Origin of the sequence: Lutibacter agarilyticus, assembly GCF_900188235.1 — a bacterium.
GTDB classification, from domain to species: domain Bacteria; phylum Bacteroidota; class Bacteroidia; order Flavobacteriales; family Flavobacteriaceae; genus Lutibacter; species Lutibacter agarilyticus.
The window spans coordinates 38,681-62,205 of record NZ_FZNT01000007.1 but is presented as its reverse complement, the minus strand read 5'-3'; the positions used below and the strand labels follow the sequence as shown (position 1 = coordinate 62,205).

15 protein-coding genes are annotated in these 23,525 nt (G+C 32.4%); 12 read left to right on the top strand and 3 right to left on the bottom strand.

Going from position 1 to position 23,525, the window contains the following annotated elements; translation table 11 throughout:
* Window positions 1-18 precede the first annotated feature (18 nt).
* From CHB67_RS12115 to CHB67_RS12060, 12 genes are all read left to right on the top strand, one after another.
* A complete protein-coding gene (locus tag CHB67_RS12115; RefSeq protein ID WP_089382057.1) occupies window positions 19-1,437 on the top strand; it encodes an MFS transporter in 1,419 nt (472 codons plus the stop codon).
* Window positions 1,438-1,444: 7 nt separating this feature from the next.
* A complete protein-coding gene (locus CHB67_RS12110; RefSeq protein WP_089382056.1) occupies window positions 1,445-2,164 on the top strand; it encodes a Crp/Fnr family transcriptional regulator in 720 nt (239 codons plus the stop codon).
* 237 nt (window positions 2,165-2,401) lie between these two features.
* Window positions 2,402-3,778, top strand: coding sequence for a CmpA/NrtA family ABC transporter substrate-binding protein (locus CHB67_RS12105; protein WP_089382055.1), 1,377 nt, complete (start codon window positions 2,402-2,404; stop codon window positions 3,776-3,778).
* Window positions 3,779-3,858: 80 nt separating this feature from the next.
* The gene (locus tag CHB67_RS12100) at window positions 3,859-4,950 is read left to right on the top strand and encodes an ABC transporter permease (RefSeq protein WP_089382054.1); all 1,092 of its coding nucleotides are present in this window, start codon (window positions 3,859-3,861) and stop codon (window positions 4,948-4,950) included.
* Between the two features lie 18 nt (window positions 4,951-4,968).
* Window positions 4,969-5,805, top strand: a complete 837-nt coding sequence (locus CHB67_RS12095; protein WP_089382053.1) for an ABC transporter ATP-binding protein — start codon at window positions 4,969-4,971, stop codon at window positions 5,803-5,805.
* Between the two features lie 32 nt (window positions 5,806-5,837).
* Window positions 5,838-6,668, top strand: coding sequence for an ABC transporter ATP-binding protein (locus CHB67_RS12090; protein WP_089382052.1), 831 nt, complete (start codon window positions 5,838-5,840; stop codon window positions 6,666-6,668).
* A gap of 31 nt (window positions 6,669-6,699) precedes the next feature.
* Window positions 6,700-7,965 (top strand): alginate export family protein, encoded by a 1,266-nt coding sequence (locus CHB67_RS12085; protein ID WP_089382051.1) that lies wholly within the window; start codon window positions 6,700-6,702, stop codon window positions 7,963-7,965.
* A gap of 157 nt (window positions 7,966-8,122) precedes the next feature.
* Window positions 8,123-8,809, top strand: a complete 687-nt coding sequence (locus tag CHB67_RS12080) for a response regulator transcription factor (protein ID WP_089382050.1) — start codon at window positions 8,123-8,125, stop codon at window positions 8,807-8,809.
* Window positions 8,810-8,931: 122 nt separating this feature from the next.
* On the top strand, window positions 8,932-12,450 hold the full coding sequence (locus CHB67_RS12075) for a nitrate reductase (RefSeq protein WP_089382049.1): 3,519 nt from the start codon (window positions 8,932-8,934) through the stop codon (window positions 12,448-12,450).
* On the top strand, window positions 12,451-13,881 hold the full coding sequence (locus tag CHB67_RS12070) for a rubredoxin domain-containing protein (RefSeq protein WP_089382048.1): 1,431 nt from the start codon (window positions 12,451-12,453) through the stop codon (window positions 13,879-13,881).
* 217 nt (window positions 13,882-14,098) lie between these two features.
* Window positions 14,099-15,565, top strand: coding sequence for a circularly permuted type 2 ATP-grasp protein (locus tag CHB67_RS12065; protein WP_089382047.1), 1,467 nt, complete (start codon window positions 14,099-14,101; stop codon window positions 15,563-15,565).
* 6 nt (window positions 15,566-15,571) lie between these two features.
* Window positions 15,572-16,567: an alpha-E domain-containing protein gene (locus CHB67_RS12060; RefSeq protein WP_089382046.1), complete on the top strand. Its 996-nt coding sequence runs from the start codon at window positions 15,572-15,574 to the stop codon at window positions 16,565-16,567.
* A gap of 4 nt (window positions 16,568-16,571) precedes the next feature.
* On the opposite strand, the gene CHB67_RS12055 is transcribed toward CHB67_RS12060, so the two are convergent.
* From CHB67_RS12055 to CHB67_RS12045, 3 genes are read right to left on the bottom strand one after another with little or no spacing between them, the layout of a single operon-like run.
* Window positions 16,572-17,498: a transglutaminase family protein gene (locus CHB67_RS12055; protein ID WP_089382045.1), complete on the bottom strand. Its 927-nt coding sequence runs from the start codon at window positions 17,496-17,498 to the stop codon at window positions 16,572-16,574.
* Window positions 17,498-20,053 (bottom strand): circularly permuted type 2 ATP-grasp protein, encoded by a 2,556-nt coding sequence (locus tag CHB67_RS12050; RefSeq protein WP_089382044.1) that lies wholly within the window; start codon window positions 20,051-20,053, stop codon window positions 17,498-17,500. Before CHB67_RS12050 ends, CHB67_RS12055 begins: the two co-directional genes overlap by 1 nt.
* Window positions 20,054-20,061: 8 nt before the next feature.
* Window positions 20,062-23,391, bottom strand: a complete 3,330-nt coding sequence (locus CHB67_RS12045; RefSeq protein WP_089382043.1) for a transglutaminase family protein — start codon at window positions 23,389-23,391, stop codon at window positions 20,062-20,064.
* Window positions 23,392-23,525: the final 134 nt, after the last annotated feature.

Genomic DNA, 23,525 nt, shown 5'->3' with positions numbered 1-23,525 from the left:
TGCTCAAAACCAATTATTATGAGCATTATCACACTAAACAAGGCAACCAAATTAGAATTACTAAAATTCAGTAAACCAGCAACCAGAACTTTTTGGATTACTTCCATTTCTTTTTTCTTATGCTTTTTCGCCTGGTTTGGTATTGTACCTTTTATGCCAGATGTGGTTAAAGATTTAGGATTAACCCCTGATCAAAAATGGAACTCAATTATATTAGCAGTTTCAGGTACCGTTTTTGCTCGTTTATTAATTGGAAAATTAACAGATAAATACGGACCAAGATTATGTTATACTTGGCTTTTAATAATAGGTGCCATTCCAGTTATATTAATTGGCTTTGTACAAACGCCACTTCAATTTTTAATTTGTAGATTATTTATCGGTTTTATTGGTGCTTCGTTTGTAATTACGCAAGTACACACTTCAATCATGTTTGCCCCAAGCATTGTTGGAACTGCAAACGCAACATCTGCCGGATGGGGTAATTTAGGAGGTGGAGCCAACAGGTTAGGAATGCCAATAATTGCAGCCGCAGTAGTTAGCTTTGGAATTGCTGAACAAGCAGATGCCTGGAGATACTCTATGATTATCGCAGGAATCATTTGCTTTTTAATGGGTATTGTTTATTACTTTTTTACGCAAGACACTTTAAACGGAAATTTTAAAGATTTGAAAGCAAAAGGGCAAATGCCAACAGCAAAAAAAGATCAAGTTGGATTTTTAGAAGTATTAAAAGATTATAGAGTTTGGATCCTGTTTTTTGTATATGCCGCAAGTTTCGGAATTGAACTAACCGTTTACGGAACTATGGATGACTACCTTCAAAACACTTTTCAATTAAAAAGAGTTACCGCAGGAAACATTGTTTTATCATTTGCATTAATGAATATTTTCGCAAGAACATTAGGCGGTTTTTTTGGCGACAGATTTGGTAATAAATACGGCTTAAGAGGTCGTGTAATTTTTCTAGCATTGATTCTTGCTTTAGAAGGTATTATGTTAGCAACTTTTTCAAGCATCACCATATTATCAGTAGGAATTGCATTTTTAATTGCATTTAGTTTAACAGTACAAATGGCAGAAGGCGCCACATTCTCCGTAGTTCCATTCATTAATAAAAAAGCAATTGGTTCGATTTCAGGAATAGTAGGAGCTGGAGGAAATGTCGGCGCTTTTTTTGCAGCTATGCTGCTAAAATCAAAATCTGCAATTGCTGAAAAAACTGCGATAGCAGCCAACCAAGGAATGAGTCAGGACATTATAGAAGCCGCCCAATCTGCCGCATCATCAACAGCAGTCTCGAGTGGTTATTTTATAATTGGAGGTGTTATTTTAGCAGCTTCAGCAATTACACTTGCAATTAAATTTTCAACTGAAGAAGAAACCGAAACCACAGAACTTAAAACAGAACCAACATTAATTTTAGCTGATAAATAAAATTTATATGGTTTTAAAAAATAAAATATCATGTGAATTATGTAGTAATGAAAAATGCATTATAAAGCAAAGCCTTTCTTCTGAATTATTGCAAGAATTAGCAAAAGAAAAAAACACGCTCATCAGTAAAAAAGGACAGCATTTTATTTTAGAAGGAACACCTGTTAATGGTCTATTTTTTATTCAGAAAGGAAAAGCGAAAGTTTTAAAAACTGGAATTTACGGAAAAGAACAAATATTACGCTTTGTAACTGATGGTGAAATTATAGGTCACCGAGGATTTGCAATTAGCAAAAATTACTCCATTAGCGCATCAAGCATAGAAGATACTGTTTTATGTAATTTTTCAAATGAAACACTAAAAAAAATGCTACACACAATTCCGAGTTTAACCTATGAGTTTATGCTATTCTACGCCGAAGAATTAAACCGGTCTGAAACCAAAGTAAAGACAATTGCTCAAATGACAGTTCGTGAAAAAGTAATTGACTCCCTATTATATATTCATCGGAAATTTAAAGAAAACCCGAAAGGATTTATCAACATTCAATTAAGTAGAAAAGAAATTGCAGATTTTGCAGGAACTACAGAGGAACAAGTTATCAGAACTATTTCATTCTTAAAAAAAGACAAACTAATTCAAACACAAGGAAAAAAAATTAAGATATCAGATTTAATAAATTTGAGAAAAGAAATTTCAGAACATAACTACTTTATAGACAGCTAAACCAACTCCCAACTCCACTTATAAAATACGTAGCACATTAATTTGTCTACGTATTTTTTATTCACTAAATATCAGGTACTTATGTTTATTTTATGTTTTTACGCAGCTATTAATCTGTTTTAAAAACACTTCAAAACAAGTCATTTTACATACCTCACTAAGCCTCATACCTATATATTTGCAATATAACTACGTATTTATACGTATTCAATTAAACAACTATTAAAATCAATAATTATGAAAGCAAATTTATTTAAAACACTCGCAGCTATCGCCTTACTTACGCTAAGTGCATGCGGAAGTTCTGAAAAGAAAAAAGAAACTACAGTACCAAAAGCAGCAGTAGCAAAAACAAACAAATTAACAATTGAAAAACCACAATTAACTTTTGGTTTCATTAAGCTAACAGATATGGCTCCATTAGCTATTGCAAAAGAAAAAGGTTTTTTTGAAGATGAAGGATTATTTGTTTCTGTGGAAGCACAATCTAACTGGAAAAATATTTTAGATCGTGTTATTGACGGTCAATTAGACGGCTCACATATGTTAGCTGGTCAGCCAATTGCTGCAGGAGCAGGATTTGGAAGACAAGCTGAGTTAGTTACAGCCTTCTCAATGGATTTAAATGGAAATGGAATTACGGTTTCAAATGATGTTTGGAGCAAAATGAAACCAAACATTCCTCTAAATGGAGATGGAAAACCCGTACATCCAATTAAAGCTGACGCCTTAAAACCAGTAATTGAAGGTTATAAAGCTGACGGAAAAGCGTTTAAAATGGGAATGGTGTTTCCTGTTTCAACACATAATTACGAAATTAGATATTGGTTAGCAGCAGCAGGAATTCACCCTGGATTGTACACAAAAGAAAATATTCAAGGACAAATTGATGCCGAAGTATTATTATCTGTAACACCTCCACCACAAATGCCTGCAACCCTAGAAGCAGGAACAATTTACGGATATTGTGTTGGAGAACCTTGGAATCAACAAGCTGTATTTAAAGGCATTGGAGTTCCCGTTGTAACCAACTACGACATATGGAAAAACAACCCTGAAAAAGTATTTGTAATGACCAAGAAGTTTGTTGAAGAAAACCCAAATACAGCAGTAGCAGTTACCAAAGCTTTAATTAGAGCAGGAAAATGGCTAGACACACCTGGAAACAGAGAAGAGGCTGTTAAAATTTTATCAATGTCGCAATATGTTGGAGCTGACGAGGTAGTATTAGCCAACTCTATGACAGGTACCTTTGAATACGAAAAAGGAGATAAAAGAGAAATGCCAGATTTTAATGTGTTCTACAGATACAATGCAACTTACCCATTCTACTCAGACGGTGTTTGGTTTTTAACTCAAATGAGACGTTGGGGACAAATTCCAGAAGAAAAACCAGCTGCTTGGTACGATGCTAAAATCAAAGAAATTTACAGACCTGATATTTGGGAAAAAGCAGCAGACTTATTAGTTACTGAAGGTTTGATACCTGCAACTGATATTCCTACAACTGATGGTTACAAACCCGCAACTACAGAATTTATTGATGGAAAATCATTCAACGCAAAAGATCCAATTGGCTATATAAACAGCTTTAAAATTGGAAACAAAAACTAACTAACTTCTTCTCCTCTTGAAATAAAACGAAAAGAGGAATCACAAAAAAATGAAACATTATTTGTTTAAAAACTTTAAAAATGAGTGATAAATTAATAAAAATAGTACGGTTTATTGGATTAGGTTTTTTAGAACCAGTAATCAGACTTTCAAGAGGAGAGGAAACCAAAAAGAATTTAACAGAGATCTTAAAAAAGATTGTTGCTCCTTTAGCATCTATTTTACTTTTTATTTTGCTATGGCAAGGTGGAGCAACAGCTTTATACAATACTGAAGCTGAGTACAGAATAGAAAAAGCATTTAATGAACAAGGACAAGAAGGTGCAGATAAAATGGCTGCCTGTATAGCATCTGGAGATGTGAGCTGCCAACCAAATACACTACCTTCTCCTTCACAAGTAAAAGCTTCGTTTTACTCATTACTTGAAGATCACAAAATTATAAGTGCAGATAAAAAGGCTTTTAAAGAAAAAACTGCCACATTAAATAAGCAACGAAAGGCAGCAGGAGAAAAACCAATAACTTATACCGGTAGACCGTCATTTGTAGATCAGATTATTACCAGTATTAAAACAGTGTTTGCCGGTTTTTTATTGGCCATTTTTATTGCTGTACCAATTGGAGTTGTAATTGGATTAAGCGACACTTTAAGAAGTTCTATCAACTGGTTAATTCAAATATTTAAACCTGTTTCACCAGTAGTTTGGCTGCTTTTAGTTTTTATGATCGTAAAAACATTGACGAAAGATTCAGAGAGCGACACTTCTTTTATCATCTCATTTATTAGTGTTGGACTATGCTCTATGTGGGCTACATTGGTAAATACCGTAATGGGAGTTTCAACAGTTGACAAAGACATTTTAAATGTTGCAAAAGTGTTGAAATTAGGACCTATTCAAAAAGTATTTAAAGTGATTTTACCTTCATCACTTCCATTAATTTTCACAGGATTAAGAATTACACTTTCTGTAGCTTGGATGGTATTAATTGCCATTGAATTATTAGCGCAAAGTCCGGGATTAGGTTCATTTGTTTGGGAAGAATTTCAAAACGGAGCCAACGATTCAAATTCAAAAATTATTGTAGCCATGTTTGTTATTGGAATCATAGGATTCTTATTAGACAGGATTATGCTAACCATTCAAAAATTTGTGTCTTTCAACAAAGATTAACCCTAAAACCAACTATTTATGGCTTATTTAGAATTGAACAATGTAAGTAAAACTTACGGAAAGGGTGCAAATGCAACGGAAGTACTTTCTAACATCAACCTTCAAATTGAAGAAGGAGAATTTGTAGCAATTGTAGGGTTTTCAGGAAGTGGAAAAACAACTTTAGTAAACCTTATAAACGGACTATTACAACCAACTAGCGGAGAAGTTATATTTAAAGGAAACCCGATCACAGGAACAAGTCATGAACGTGGCGTAATTTTCCAAAACTACTCACTTTTACCTTGGCTAACTGTATACCAAAATGTGAGTGTGGCAGTAAAAGAAACATTTCCGAAGGAAAACAAAAAATTTAGAGAAAATAGAGTTAAAGAATATATAAATATGGTAAATTTAACTCCTGCCATCCATAAAAGACCAAAAGAATTATCTGGAGGAATGCGCCAAAGGGTTTCTATTGCAAGAGCCTTGGCAATGGATCCTGAAATGATAATTATGGACGAACCTTTAGGTGCTTTAGATGCTTTAACAAGAGGTAATTTACAAGATGAAATTTTAAACATTTGGAATAAAGACAAACGTACAGCGCTATTAATTACCAACGATGTTGATGAAGGTATTTATATGGCAGACAGGATTATTCCACTTCGCCCGGGACCAAATGCAACTTTAGGTCCTGAGTTTAAAATTAATATTGACAGACCTAGAGACAAAACATCGTTAAATGACGACCCTGAATTCAAGAAAACTAGAAATGGAATTATTGAATACCTCATGGAAATTGGAGAAGAAAGAACAACAACTGAAACTATTGAGTACACACTACCCGATTTAGAACCAAAATATTTTGATTAATTCAGTAGATTTTATCTGTTAAACTTAAAACTATGGCATTAAAAACACAACATAAAAGACCTGACATTATTATTGAAAACGGTATTCAATACACTTCAAAAGTAATGCTTGATTTAAATGATTTAAAGAAAGTATATCCAACCCCGAATGGAGATTATGTGGTGCTTGAAAATTTAAATCTTCAAATTATGAAGGAAGAATTTGTAACTATTATTGGTCATTCAGGTTGCGGAAAAACCACCATGCTTTCAATGATTGCAGGATTAAATCCAATTTCTGGCGGAAGCATTTCAGTACTAAGCAACCCAATTAAAGGACCTGGACCAGACAGAGGTGTTATTTTTCAATCACCTAGCTTAATGCCTTGGCTAACTACTTTAGAAAATGTAATGTTAGGCGTTCGACAAGTTTTTCCACATGCAAAAAAGAAAGAACGCGAAGACATTTGCAAATACTATTTAAGCAAAGTTGGTTTGGATGGCTCATTTCATAAAAAAGCAAGTGAACTTTCACAAGGAATGCAACAACGCGTAGGAATTGCAAGAGCATTTGCCATAAAGCCAAAAGTATTACTATTAGATGAACCCTTTGGAATGCTAGACTCATTAACCAGAGGCGAATTACAAGATGTACTCATTGAAATTTGGAACAAAGAAAAAATCACTGCCGTTATGATTACCCACGATGTTGATGAAGCTATTTTTTTAGCCGACAGAGTTGTAATGATGACCAGCGGCCCAAGCGCAAAAATTGGAGATATTTTAGATATTGATTTTCAAAGACCACGATCAAGAAAATCAATTATTGAACACGACGATTACTATAAATACAGAAAACATTTAATTGATTTTCTTGAACATTAAAAATTACTATTAACAACAAATACAATTACACATGAAACTTAAATTTACACTTTTATCACTACTAGTTTTATTTACAATATCTAGTAAAGCACAATTCTCAATTGATGCAGAATTAAGACCTAGAACTGAGTATCGCCACGGATTTGGAACATTAATAGCCAAAGACGCAGAACCAGGATACGGTATTTCAACAAGAGCGCGCTTAAACTTTGGATACAAAGCTGATGCTTATGAAATTTTTATGAGTATGCAAGACGTGATGGTTTGGGGAGAAAACAGACAAATTTTACCAAAAGATCTAAACAACTCGTTTGCTATTTTTCAAGCTTGGGCAAACATTAAATTAGGCGAAAACATGTCTACAAAACTAGGAAGGCAAGTTTTATCTTATGACGACCAACGAATTATGGGAGGACTAGATTGGGCACAACAAGGTAGAAATCATGATGCAATACTTTTAAAATACAATAAAAATAAATTTTTATTCGATCTTGGGTTTGCATTCAACCAAGATTATGACAACATTTCAGGGTTTCAATCTTCAGACAATACTTATTACACCAAAGGCTTCTTCTCTTACAAAACCATGCAATATGGGTATTTTAAAAATACTTGGGGTGATTTTTCAGGAAGCTTATTGCTCTTAAACAATGGTTTTCAAAACTATGACGTTTTAGACAACCAAGACGGAATTAGCAATTTACAAACTTTTGGAGTTCATTTAAATTATGGTAAAAAACTACTTGGAGTAGCAGGTAATTTATATATGCAAACTGGTGAACGACAAGGTGAAATTGACGTAAAAGGCGCTTATTTAGCAAGTTTAGATTTCACATTCAAAACTAACACCCTAGTTAATTTTGGATTAGGTGCAGAAATAATTAGTGGAAACGATGGAGACGCAGGAGAAACCGGTGCATTCTTCCCTCTATACGGAACCAACCATAAATTCAATGGTTTTATGGATTATTTTTACGTTGGAAACCACGCAAACTCAATTGGTTTAGTTGATTTCCACGTAAGTGCTAATTTTACCTTAAATAAAAAATCTAGCTTATTGGTTAAAGTATTAAACTTTTCAGGCGAACAAGAACTACTTAGCGGTGAAAAATCATTAGGAACAGAACTTGATATAGTATATGCTTTAAAATTAAATGGGTTTACATTTAAAGCTGGATATTCTCAGATGTTTGAAAGTGATGGAATGTACGAGTTAAAAGGATTAGACAAAAACTTAGCTGCAAATACTCAAAATTGGGCTTGGGCAATGCTAGTTTTCAAACCAAAATTTTTATAAAAACTGAAGCAATTAATCAAAAGCAGTTTAAAAGTGTACACAATTACGTAAACTTTTAAACTGTTTTTTTGATTTTATACAACACTTATAATCTTCTACGTATATTTTAAAATTACGTATTTAAACTGTATCTTCGTAACTACAAAAAACCTAACCTTTGAAAGATAAAATTAGCATTGTTTTAGTTGACGATCACGCTATTGTACGTGACGGAATAAAGTATTTATTAGAAGAAGATGATAAATTAACAATTATTGGTGAAGGATCTAATGGTCTTGAAGCAATTGAATTGGTTAAAAACCTACAACCCGACTTATTGATTATTGATGTTAGAATGCCCGAAATGAGTGGTATTGAGGCTTTAAAAATCATAAACAGTCAACCTACAACAACCAAATCTATTGTATTATCCATGCATGATTCTGAAGAGTATATTTTAGAATCAATTGATGCCAAAGCAATGGGTTACCTTTTAAAAGACGCCAGTAAAGCAGAAGTTTTAAAGGCAATATATACTGTTTATCAGGGTGAAAAATTTTTTAGCGGAGACATTAGTAATATTATCGTAAATAATTTGCTCAAAAAATCTTCATCTCAAATCACTACACCAAGCGATACTTCAATCCCTTCGGAAGAAAATTCAAAAAACACCTACAACCTTACTAAAAAAGAAATTGAAATTCTTCAATTAGTACTTTTAGGAAAAACAAATAAAGAAATTTCAGAAGAGTTAAATAAAAGCAAAAGAACCATTGAAACTCACCGTTTTAACTTGATGAAAAAAATGGATGTAAAAAACCTAATTGAACTTTCAAGCAAGGCAAAAGAGCAAGGTTTTATTTAAAAAACACTTCACTTAAATAGCGAAAATTACAATTTATTAAAAAAATACGTATTTTACTACGTATTTATACGTATTTTACTATCTTTGTAATGTTCAACTTACGGACTTAAAACGCTATTCACATGTCAAAATCAAAACCACACAAAACTATTTGCTCTTATTGCGGAGTAGGTTGTGGAATTTTAGTCAACCAAGATTCAAACGGAAAGATAACTGTAGAAGGCGATTCAGACTACCCAGTTAACAAAGGAATGCTTTGTTCAAAAGGAATGAATTTGAATTATGTAGCGCAAGAAACTTCAGATAGAATTTTATATCCTGAAATGAGGTGGAGCAAAAATCACCCCATGCAAAAAGTATCTTGGGATGAAGGCTTGGACAGAGCCGCTGCAGTTTTTAAAAGCATTATTGAAAAACACGGCCCAGATAGTGTTGCGTTTTACGTTTCAGGACAGTGTTTAACTGAAGAATACTACTTAGTAAATAAATTGACCAAAGGTTTTTTAGGAACCAATAATATTGACACCAACTCTAGACTTTGTATGAGTTCAGCAGTTGTTGGTTATAAAAAAACAATTGGAGATGACAATGTGCCAATCTCTTATGAAGACATTGAATTAGCAGATACATTTTTAATTGCAGGTGCAAACCCTGCTTGGTGCCACCCTATTCTTTTCAGAAGATTAGAAAATCATAAACAAAAAAATCCAAATGTAAAAATTGTAGTTGTTGATCCTAGAAAAACTCAAACAGCATCTATAGCCGATTTACATTTACAAATAAATCCTGGTACTGATGTTGTTTTATACAATGCCATTGCTCGGAGATTATTTGATAAAAAAAGAATCGACAAAAGTTATATTGAAAAACATACCACAGGAATACAACAACTAAGAGAATTAGTTTACCAAACTTCATACAAGGACGCAGCAAAAATTTGCGGAGTAGAAATAAGTGATATTAAAAAAGCAGCCCAATATATTGGAAAAGCAACTGGCTTTATAAATATGTGGACGATGGGGCTGAACCAAAGTGTAATTGGAGTTGATAAAAATGTTTCTTTAATAAACCTTTCCTTAATTACAGGACAAATAGGAAAACCTGGAGCTGGGCCGTTTTCATTAACAGGACAACCAAATGCCATGGGAGGTCGTGAAGTTGGTGGAATGGCCAATTTATTAGCTGCTCATAGAAATTTATTAAACGAACAAGACCGAATTGATGTTGCTAATTTTTGGGGAAGCGAACCTATTTCACCAAAACCTGGATTAACAGCTACAGAAATGTTTGATGCTTTAGACAGCGGAAAATTAAAAGCTATTTGGGTTATTTGTACAAATCCCGTAGTTAGTTTACCTGATGCAAAAAAAGTAGAACGCGCCTTAGAAAAGGCTAATTTTGTAGTTGTTCAAGACATTTCTCATAATTCTGAAACTACGAAATATGCAGATTTATTACTGCCAGCTGCAGGATGGATTGAAAAAGAAGGCACCATGACCAATTCTGAAAGAAGAATTAGTTATTTACCTAAAGTAATTGACGCCCCAGGCGAAGCACTTCATGACGCCGAAATAATATGGAAATTCGCTCAAAAAATGAATTTTCAAGGTTTTGAATATGAAAGCATAAGCGACGTTTATGACGAACACTGCGCTTTAACTAAAGGAACCAATATTGATATTTCAGGATTATCACACAAAAGATTGATTGAAGAAGGCAGTTTTCAGTGGCCAGTTCCGCATGAAACACACCCAGGGACTCCGCGTCTTTTTGAAGATCACAAATATGAAACTTCAGACAAAAAAGCACACATAACCACACCTCAAAACATCTTAAATTTATCAGAAAAAGTTTCAGAAGAATTACCATTAATACTAACTACTGGAAGAGTTAGAGATCAATGGCACACTAGAACTAAAACCGGAAAAGTAAACAGATTAACCACTCATATTCCATCACCTTATTTAGAAATGAATAAAATTGATGCGATGGAACGAAATATTAACGATGGTGATATTGTTGATATTTACAACAAAAGAGGTATTGTAAAAGTAAAAGTAAAATTGAATTTTGATATAAAAGAAGGTGTTGTTTTTTTACCAATGCACTGGGGAAAAATTCAAGGAAACGATTTTGGAAGAGCCAACAACTTAACCAACAATTTAATTGACCCTACTTCAAAAGAACCCGATTTTAAATTTGCAGCGGTACAAGTTTCAAAACATAAAAAAGAAAAAGAAAAAATATGTGTAATTGGTGCAGGAGCAGCGGCATACAGATTTGTACAAACGTACAGATCTTTAAATTTAGTAGATGAAATCTCTATTTTTTCAAAAGAGGAAAACCCTTTTTACAACAGGGTTTTATTGCCCGAGTATGTGAGTGAAGATTTAACTTGGGAGCAACTTCAAAAATTAAAAAAAGGAGAGGTTGAAAAATTAAAGCTAGACCTTCATACTGGAGTTCACATTACAAAAGTAAATTCAGAAGAAAAATACATTATAGATAGTAATAGCAAGAAACATTATTTTGACACCTTAATAATGGCTACAGGTAGCCGTGCGTTTGTACCTAATGACGTACCGCTGCATTTACCTGGCAGGTTCACAATGCGTAATAAAAATGATGCCGATAGTTTAAGAAATTATTTAGCTAAAACAGGACTACCTGCAAACGAACAAAACGTTGTTATTGTTGGTGGTGGTTTATTAGGCTTAGAATTAGCAGCTTCACTTAAAAAGAAAAACATAAATATCACCATTATTCAAAGAGCTCCACGTTTAATGGAACGTCAATTGGATAGAATAGCTAGTGAACTATTGGCTGAAAATGTTCAAGAGCGTGGAATTCAAATCTATTTTAATAATGAAGTAAGTACAGTTTTTGAAGATGAAGACATCCCTAACAAACTTTCAATATCATTAAAAACTGGTAGAATTATAAATGCTAATGCCATTGTGTATGCCATTGGAACATTACCAAACATTGAACTAGTTAAAGGTACACATATAAAGTACGGAAGAGGTGTAATTGTAAATCAATACCTACAAACAAGCAATCCTAAAATATTTGCTTTGGGTGAAATTGCTGAGTTTGAAAACGCTTTGTTCGGAATTACTTCGGCTGCTGAACAACAAGCTGATATTGCTGCAAAATTTATGCTAGGCGATTTAAATAGTATTTACAAAGGATCTGTTTTAATGAATATTTTAAAATTTGAAGATTTAGACCTTTGCAGTATTGGAATGGTTTCTATCCCAAAAAACGACCCGTCTTATGAAGAAGTAGTTTTAAAAGATGTCAACCAACATTTTTATAAAAAATGTATTATTAAAAATGATCTTTTAGTCGGTGCTATTTTAATGGGTGATAAAAATGAATTTGCAGAATTTAAGCGATTTATTGAAGAAAAAATTGAATTGTCAGAAAAGCGGACCGAGCTACTACGAGGAAAAAATGAAACAAAACCTGTGTTGGGAAAACTAATTTGTTCCTGTAGCCAAGTTGGTGAAGGAAACCTATTAGAAACCATAAATAATGGCTGTACAGATTTTAATGAATTGTGCTCCCAAACCGGAGCAGGATTGGGCTGTGGAAGTTGCAAACCTGAAATAAGTGAACTTTTAAAAAAGGCTAAATAAATGGATACAACACAAAAATTACAACGTATTTTTATTAAAGGTGGTGTTTTATCTCCAGGAGAATTAAAACAAATCTTGAGAATGACTGAAGAGTTAGGGCTATCTACCATTAAATTTGGCTCAAGGCAAGATATTTTAATTCCGTATAAAGAATCAAATAAAAAAATTACCAATTTATACCCAACAATTAACATTGACTACAATCAACAGCACGATTTTCAAAATATTGTATGCTCGTATGTTTCATCTGATATTTTCCCGTCAACAGATTGGTTAAAAGGATCTACTTATTTATATATTTTAGAACAATTTCGTTTCAAGCCCACACTAAAAATTAATATTAGTGACCCTAAACAACAATTAGTTCCGTTATTTAACGGACAATTAAATTTTATTGCTTCAGAAAACGAAGATTATTGGCATTTAAATTTAAATCTTCCAGGTTGGGAAAATGACATTGAATTCCCTGTATTAGTTTACAGTTGGGATATTCCAAAAATTGCAGAGGCTATTGAAGAATTTTATGAAGAAACTACAGATATTTCATTATTATTCGATTTAATAAACGAAAAAATTGATACAAATAGTAGAACCATAAAACAGCAACTAGAAATTCCGTTTCACCCATTTCCTTATTATGAAGGAATGAATAAAATGGGCGATAATGAATATTGGCTGGGATTGTACTGGAGAAACAATGAATATAACGTTGATTTCTTAAAAGATTTTTGTGATTTCTGTTTAGAAAGTAGCATTGGTAAAATTTGTATTACACCTTGGAAATCTTTCATAATTAAAGGGATTAACCGAAAATACAAACTAAGTTTAGAAAAATTTTTAGGAAAAAAAGGAATCAACGTTCGACACTCATCATTAGAATTAAACTGGCACTTACCTGTAAACAATACAGAAGCTTTAGAATTAAAAAAATCTATTGTTCGAAATTTTGATCAAAATGATATTAGCACTTATGGTTTAAATTTCAGTATTTCAGACCGAATTAAAAATGAAACCTATTTTACTTCCGCAGTTATTGAAAAAAACCAAGTACCAACTATTGTAAAAGAATACAATGTTAGACCTACATTTAATGTATTGTATTGTAAAAACTTCAACCCTAATACTAAAGAGTATTTAATGTACGCTCAAGATGTTGATAAAATGGAATTACCCGGCTTATTAATGGAATTGAGTAAATTGTATTTTGAAAAATTAGGTGAAGTAGACGATTCTGAAAAGAAGCAAATTGAAGATGCTAAAATCGAGAAAGAAGTTTACCAATGTTCTGAATGCTTAACTGTGTACGATAGTGATTATGGAGATGCCAAAGCACATATTTCTGCTGGAATTTTATTTACTGATCTTCCTACACACTACAGATGTTCCGTTTGCGAAACATCAAAAGAGAGCTATACTTTGGTAAAGATTTAAACCAACACCCAATTTAAAACAATATTTATCAATAAAGTAAAGTATAAAAACTATGTAAATATACAATCTTATCAATTCCTCAACTCAATATTATTATATTATTATCATTTATCTATTTTTAGTGTCGTTTTTATTTCAATAAGTTAATTTTAATGTTTTTTACTCAACGAATAAGCATTTTTATCGTATTATTTATATATTTATAGAAAATTAAAATTTGAAAAAAACAACCCAACTTCCGTTATTTTCCTCTTATGAATTTAATTCAAAATTCTATGATGAACTTTTTAAAGAAAACAAAGAAACGAGAGAAATTTACAAGAGACTCTTCAAACTCTTTAGCCAATATTCTGTCACAGAATTTAACGCTTTAAACAACAGAGCTAAAGAATCTTTTTTCAACAACGGAATTACTTTTCAAGTTTACAACTCCGACCAAGTTTCTGAAAAAATATTCCCCTTTGATTTATTCCCGAGAATTATTAATAATAAGGAATGGACTACCATAGAAAAAGGAGCGCTTCAAAGAAGCAAAGCATTGAATCATTTTTTATGGGATGTATATCACGACCAAAAAATTATCAAACAAGGAATTGTTCCTCTAGATTTAATAAGCTCTTCGGAAAACTTTCTTTCTCAAATGGTAAATTTAGATCCACCAGAAGGCATATACAACCATATCTCTGGAACCGATTTAATTAAGCATTCTGACGGAAATTATTATGTATTGGAAGATAATATACGTTGCCCATCGGGTGTTAGCTACGTAGTTGGAAATAGAGCCGCTGTTAAACATGCTTTATTTGGTGTATTTAACAAATACAATGCACATACCGTTGTAGATTACGGCGCTAATTTATTAGATATTATGGAGTCTGTAAAACCAAAAGGTGTTGACAACCCTGTTTGCGTTATTATTACTCCTGGCGTTTACAATTCGGCTTATTATGAACATTCCTTTTTAGCTAAACAAATGGGGATTGATTTAGTTGAAGGTAGAGATTTATTTGTTGAAAATGATTTTCTATACAAACAAACAATTTACGGTCCTGTTAAAGTAGATGTTATTTATAGAAGAATAGACGATTTATTTATTGATCCCTTGGAATTTAGAGAAGATTCTGTTTTAGGAGTACCAGGTTTATTTTCAGTTTACAAAAAAGGCAATGTATCTTTAGTAAATGCTCCCGGAACTGGTGTAGCTGATGACAAAGCCGTTTACACGTATATGCCTGAAATAATTAAATATTATTTAGACGAAGACCCAATTTTAAATAATGTTCACACTTACCATTGCAGTAGAGAAAAGGAGTTAAGTTATGTTTTAGAAAACATAGACAAATTAGTTGTGAAACCTGTAGATGAATCTGGAGGGTATGGAATTTCAATTGGAAACAAATTAACCAAAGAAGAAATTCAAAAAGTAAAAGAAACCATTAAAGCAAATCCACGAAAATATATTGCTCAACCCATTATGTCCCTCTCAACTCACCCAACTTACATTGAAGAAAGTGAGTCTTTTGAACCTCGACATGTTGATTTAAGAACTTTTACACTATTAGGAAAAGATAAAGAATTCGTTTTAAAAGGAGGCTTAACAAGAGTAGCACTTAGCAAAGGAAATTTAGTAGTAAACTCATCTCAAGGCGGCGGTTCAAAAGACACTTGGGTTTTAAAAAAATAATGTAATATGTTAGCAAGAGTAGCAAATAACCTATTTTGGATGGGACGTTATATAGAGCGTTCAGAACACTTGGCAAGATATTTAAGTGTTAATTATTTTTCATCATTAGATGCACCTAGCGAGTTGTCGCAATCAAGACAATTTGTTTTAAGGTCTATTCTATTTATGGCAAGTAATGAAATACCTAAATCAGATGTAAAACTTAAAGAAGAAGATGTATTATTTAATATTGGATTAAATATTAAAAAACCTTACTCAATAATTTCATCCTTCAATTTTGCACATGAAAATGCGCGAAGTTCTCGAGATTTAATTTCAACAGAACTTTTTGAGTCTTTAAACACCATCAATCATAAGATAAAAAATTATTGCGCCAAAACTTTCGTAAAGAACGGCTTATACGATTTTACTTCTATGATTACAAAATCAACTCCCGAATTACGAAGTAAAATACAAGGAACTATTTTACATGATGAACTGTACGCAGTAATAATGTTAGGTATTTATTTAGAACGAGCTTTACAAGTTACAAGGATCATAAATTCAAAATGTAGCGATGCCTCTGTTGAAAACATGAAGCATCAGGATATTAAAGGAAACACACATCAATGGTCAACATTATTAAAATGTATTGCATCATACGATATGATGAGAAGATTTTACAAAAAAACACCTACAAGAAATACAACATTAGAATTTTTAATTTTAAATGAAGACTGCCCAAGATCTATTAAAAGTTGCTTAAATCAAATAGAAACTTATGTGAACATTCTTGTGAAACACCATAAAATTGAAAACAATTCTGCAGCTTTTTTAATTAGAAGGCTCAATGCCGAATTTAAATATAAAATAATTGAAGATATTGAAGAAAACATACAAGTTTTTATCAGCGACTTAATCAATAAATTAGTAATTATTGGTGAAAAATTAGATGAAAATTATTTTAAAACAACAAATTATTCAATTATAAAAAGCATATCTGTTTCAACACAAAGTCAATAAATAATTACTGACTTTGTGTTTGGCTTTGACTTTGTGTTTGCTCTAAACTTGGTCTTATATCTACAGAAACTTCCATATTATTTTCTCCCGAACTATAAGTTACTCCTTTCAAAGGAGGCACATCCAAATAATCTCTACCATGCGCAACTATAATATGTTGATTTTTTGGAATCTGATTATTTGTAGGATCAAAATCAACCCAACCAAAAGCGGGAATATAAACTGAAAACCAAGCGTGAGAAGCATCAGTTCCAACTAATTTTTCTTTACCTTCAGGAGGTAAAGTTTCAATATAGCCACTTACATATCTTGAAGCCAAACCAACTGACCTTAAACAGGCAATCGCTATTTGAGCAAAATCTTGACAAACACCTTTCTTTTCTCCCATCACTTCATTTAGTGGTGTTGCAATAGTTGAGAAACTCGAATCAAAATCAAAATCAGAAAATATGCGTTGCGTTAACTCATAAGAAGCTTCAAAAATAGCTCGATTTGGTTTGAATGAAACCTGAGCATATTTTTTAATTTCCTTGGAAATATTTGAAATTAGAGGAGAATCTAACTTAAATTGTTTTATCTCTAAAATTTCAGGCTGAATACCTTTTAACTTTTTAATAGCATCTTTTAAAGTTACTTTATTTGATGCATTAAAGTCTGTAATAGAATTCTGTTTGCTATAATCTCTAAAAACTTTACTACGTGCTGTCACCTCTAATTCTTCGTGATATTGTTGAATTGAAAATCGAGTAATTGTATTCCCAAAAAAATCAACTCTATGTGAAATATCTGTAGGTACGGGACTAATTTCTAAGTTATAATCTAATAAAGATTGCCCAAAAAAACTTTTAGGTTTTAACGTTGCTAAATTATGACAAAATGAAGCTCCATTCTCATATTTATAACGAGTAGTATGTACAATATCAAAAACCATTAACTTGCTTCATTTGTTTTATTTATCAACTGATTTTGCTGATACATATGATTAAAATAAGTGTTTGAGATAGACAATGAAGTTTCATGAAGCACATCACTTAACTCCTCTAAAAACGCATCGAGTAATAATCGCATATTTGACTCTGAATTAACACGTATCAATTCTTCAACACTTAAACTTTGAATCTTTTCAAAAGCTTTAGCAATGTTTTTTTGACATTCTGAAAACTCATTATTACTATTATTTGGTAATTGATCTATATCTTTTTTCAACCTTTTAATTTGATACGCAAGTGACTTTGCGTATTCTTTATCTAATAAAATTAGGCTAATTACGTTTTCTAAACTTAAATATGATCTGTAACTATGTCTGTAAATATTTAAACTCTCGTGGCTACTTAATAATGATTCTAAAACCTCATACTCCAACTCTTGATTATGCTGTACTATAACTAGGGATCTAAACTTTGCAATAGTCATTGTAGCTTCTTCCATTTGAAGACCTATAAAATAAAGCAACAACCCTTGTTTCACCAATATACTTTCTTCGGTAAGCGACATAAAGGCAATTAATCGTGTAATAATTCTATCAAAAAATTTAACTAAAACCGGAATTGTATGTATTTCTTCATCTTTTAAATTTTTCAATAATTTTTGAATACTATCAAAAACGCGCCACATATCTCTAGACCATAAATTTCTAAGCGAATAGTAAGAATAGGTAAAACTTGAAATGGTTTGCGCAAAACTCCCTACTTTATTTTCGTCTAAAATTACAGATACTATTTCTTTCAAAGGATTCAGCAAAGCTGCTTCTTCATTTTTACCAGTAAAACCAGGAAATGTAGATGTAATATTTGTAATAGACTGAAATAAAATCCTTAAACTCTCTGATTCAGATTTCCGGTCATTAAACTGAACATTTGCCATTTGATTTAACACCATTCGTAAATATCTTGCAGTTACAATAGTTCTTCCTAAATACCTGCCTGACCAAAATAAATTTTCTGCAGTATTACTTGATACATCATTAATCCCTGTAGATAAACTTCCTGTTGTTTTATGCCATGAATAACGTTGAATATTGTGCTGCTTTTTATCGCTTACCACCCAAAAATCTTTACTAGTTCCTCCTTTTTGATTAGACACCAACAATTCTTCTCGCTCTGCAGCAACACGCACTAAGCCACCTGGCATTACACTATATCCATCATCTTTAGCCACTGAAAAAGTACGGCAAACTATTTTACGAGGCTCTAAATGCCCATCTACAAAATTGGGAGCCGTAGAAAAATTAATATTCTCTTGCGCCACAAATTGATACGGTGCTTTTAAAATTTCCTTTTTAAGATCTTGAAGTTCTTTTTTGGATAGAAATTCTCCAAAATAAATATGCTCTCTATGCGTACGATCAATTCTTTTAACCACCAGTGATGCAAGATGATTTAATACATATTTCAACTCTTTTTCTTGTCCGCACCACCAAGATGCAATTTGAGGTAATATTAAATCTTCATTTAAAAAATATTTGCAAACACTGTTTAAAAAAGGAATTAATCCTGGATTTTCAAGAATTCCGCTTCCAACTGGATTCACAATTGCTATATTTTGAAGCCTTACAACTTCTAACAACCCTGCAACTCCTAAATACGAATCTTCTCTTAACTCTAGAGGATCCATAAAAACATCATCAACTCTTCTATAAATTACATCAATTTGCTTTAATCCTTTTAAAGATTTCATCCACAACTTGCCATCTCGCACCACCAAATCGCTTCCCTTTACTAAAGGATACCCTAAAAATGAAGACAAATAAGAGTGCTCAAAATAAGTTTCATTATGAGGACCTGGAGTTAAAATTACAACCGTAGGATTTTCCTTATTTGTTGGTGCTGCTTTTAACAATAATTGATTAAAGTCTTTAAAAAAAGAAGAAGTTTGCTCAACATTTATATCTCCAAAAACCTCAGGAATCACCTTATTTATTGAAAGCCTATTTTCTAAGGCGTACCCCATTCCTGAAGGTGCTTGAGCTCTATCATTTACAACCCACATACGTCCATCAGGACCTCTAGCTAAATCTGCAGAATGAATTAATAACTGTTTGGCTGTTTTGTATTGAATTTGATCACAATCACGTAAAAAACCTCTATGTGAAAATATCACTTCAAAAGGAATAATTCCTTTTTTAATTAATTCACGTTTTCCATAAATATCTTTCAATAAAAGATTCAACACTTCAGATCGTTGTTGAATTCCTTTTTCAATGGTTTCCCATTCTTTTTTTTGAATGATAAAAGGAACAATATTTAACTTCCACGGACGATTTAATCCTTTTGGGTCGTTATAAACATTATAGGTAACTCCATTTTCAGCCAACAACCAATCTATCTCACCTTCCTTCTCTTTTAACTTTTCAGCACCAATATTTGAAAGATTATCTAGTAGTTTATCCCAATTTTTATCAATACCTAAGTCTGATGAAAACACCTCATCATATCCTTTAAAATCTTTAAAATAATCTTTAAATAACGTGTTTGTACTAATTGGCATTCGAGTTCTTATTTTTTTCTTAAATCTAGCGTATTTGGAAATTCAAAATTAACAGGAATTTCTTTATATCTAAACTTTTTAGAACTTTCTTTTTCTTGAACACTTCTAGTTGAATTATCATCATCTTGAATCGTTTCTTCAATTGGATCTATTTCACCTTGCGTATGTCCAAATTCCCAAAAACGATTAATTCTTCTTGACTCTGCTTCATTACTATTCACGGGGTATGTATCATAAGATCTTCCTCCCGGATGTGCCACAAAATAAGTACAACCTCCAATAGAACGTCTATTCCAAGTATCAACAATATCAAACACCAATGGTGTATCTACGCCAATAGTTGGATGCAATGCTGAATAAGGATCCCAAGCTTTGTAACGGATACCAGCAACATATTCACCTTTCACCGTAGTACTATTCAATAATACTTTTACACCATTACACGTTAACACATATCTATCATCATTAAAATCAGATACTTTCACTTGAATTCTTTCTAATGAAGAATCTACATACCTTGCTGTTCCTCCACCTGTCATTTCTTCACCCAACACATTCCAAGGCTCAATTGCCGAACGCAATTCAATATGGATATTGTTAATATCAACCATTCCATGCAACGGAAATCTAAACTCAAAAAACGGATTGAACCAATCTTCTTTAAATTTATAACCTGCTTTATTTAACTGTGCAACTATATCTTTAATGTCCTCACGTACATAATGTTCAATTAAAAATTTATCGTGTAACTCTGTTCCCCAACGCACTAAATCATGCTGATATGGCTTTTTCCAAAACCAAGCAACCAAGGTTCTCACCAACAACATTTGCATTAAGCTCATTTGTGGGTGGGGAGGCATATCAAAACCTCTCAACTCTAAAATACCTAATCTTCCTGAGGAAGAATCTGGTGAATATAATTTATCAATACAAAACTCTGCACGGTGTGTATTCCCTGTTAAATCGGTTAATAAATGTCTAAATAAACGATCAGTCAACCAAAATGGAACTTCACCATCTTTTGGTATTTGGCTGAATGCTATTTCTAGTTCGTATAGGTTTTCCATACGCGCCTCATCTATTCTTGGTGCCTGACTTGTAGGCCCTACAAATGCACCTGAAAACAAATAAGATAATCCTGGATGATGTTGCCAAAACGTTAATAAACTTTGCAGTAAGCTTGGCTTTCTTAACAGCGGACTATCTGCAGGAGATGTTCCTCCTAAGGTTACATGATTTCCTCCACCTGTACCGGTATGCTTACCATCTAGCATAAATTTTTCAGTACCTAAACGCGCCTTTTTAGCTTCCTCATAAATAGTGAATGTATTTTCAGTAAGTTCTTTCCAATTATTTGTTGGATGCACATTCACCTCAATTACCCCAGGGTCAGGAGTAATCTTCATAGATTCTAATCTATGATCTTTAGGAGGATCATAGCCTTCTAAAATTACAGGTATTTTTAAATCTCTCGCTGTTAATTCTATGGAAGCAATTAAATCTAAAAATATTTCAGCACTATCTAATGGTGGTAAAAATAAATATAATTTACCTTCTCTAACCTCGGCACACATGGCTGTTCTCACAAAATAATCATGCGTATTTTCTGAAACACCTTCATTTAAAAAAGCTTTATACCTTATTAAAGCTAATCTTTTAAAACTTGGTAATTTTTTCTTTTTCGAAAAATTATCTGGATCATACTTAGGAAACTCACTTCCTGGCTTCTCAATTAACGAATCTAAAGGCAACCTTAATCCAACTGGAGAATTTCCGGGTGTTAAAAATATATGCTGTCTTCTAAACTCCCATTGATTTGTGTACCATTGTCCGCCTGAATTATTTAAAGGTAAAACATAGCCTACAGGGTCTGATGTTCCTGTTTCTAAAATCTCATTTAATTTTTTTCGAACCAATGAGCCATCTTTATCTTTTGATGGATCAAAATCAACAGGCAATTTTCCTTGTTCCCATAAAAAATAAAAAGAATCTTCATAAGTAGGAATAATAAACTCGTTGGTTATTTTTAAATAATTTGTGAGTTTTTCTAGAAACCGATTGGCAGCATTCTCGGGTAACACATAAGCGTCTGAAAATGCCGCTAATAATTTTTCGTTATGCCAAATAGGCTTACCATCTTTTCTCCAACACAATTCAAATTGCCAACGAGGCAAAGGCTCACCTGGATACCATTTACCTTGTGCCTGATGCAACACGCCTCCCTTAGCAAACTTATCATAGAATCTTTTTGTAAGATTTGCTGCCAATGCTCTTTTATGCGCTCCATCAGCATCTGTATTCCATTCGGGAGACTCCATATCATCAATAGAAACAAAGGTTGGCTCACCTCCCATTGTTAATCTAACATCTCCTTTTTCTAATTGCTTTTCAACTTTAAAACCTAGTTTATAAATCTCACTCCATTGCTCATCGGTATATGGCTTTGTAACACGTGGCGATTCAAAAATTCGTTTTACTGAATTTTCAAAAAAGAATTCAGTTTCACAAACATCCGTCATTCCTTCAACAGGAGCTGCACTTTCAAAATTTGGAGTACAAGCTAAAGGTATATGACCTTCACCCGCTAACAAGCCCGAAGTAGCATCAAAACCTATCCAACCAGCACCGGGCAAATAAACTTCTGCCCATGCATGTAAATCGGTGAAATCTTCTTCAGGACCTGAAGGACCATCTAATGATTTTTCATCAGACTTTAATTGCACTAAATAACCTGATACAAAACGTGCTCCAAAACCTAAATGACGCAATGTTTGTACAAACAACCAAGCGTAGTCTCTACACGAACCACTTTTTTTCTCTAGAGATTCTTCGCAAGTTTGCACACCAGGATCTAAGCGAATATTATAGTTTAAATATTCATAAATTTTTCTATTGATATCTATTAAAAAATAAATAGTTTTTCTAGGAGTAACATCAATTGTTTTTAAAAACCCTTCTAAAAGCTTTCCTCTTTCAGTTACCTCTAAATATGGTGACAATTCTTTTTTTATGGTTTCTGAATATTCAAATGGATATTCTTCAGCAGATTCTTCAACAAAAAAATCAAAGGGGTTTATGGTTTTTAAATCTGCAATAATTTCAACATCAACAGATAATTCTGTTGTTTTGTCAGGAAAAATTAAACGTGCCATATAATTTCCAAAAGGATCTTGCTGCCAATTTAAAAACTGATTTTCAGGTTTAATTTTTATAGAATAGGATTCTATTGGAGTTCTGCTATGCGGTGCAGGTCTTAATCTAAAAATATGAGGAGATAAAGATACTGGTCTGTCGTATTTATAGGTTGTTTTATGAGAAATTACAATTTTTAAAGCCATAAGATTTATTTAAAAACATTGTTTATTAGACGCTATTTTTTGTGAAATTTCACAAAATACAGATTTTTTAAAATTAACAATATTTCAACAAAAACAAGTTTTTACTAAACATAATATTGTATTTTTAAACAAAT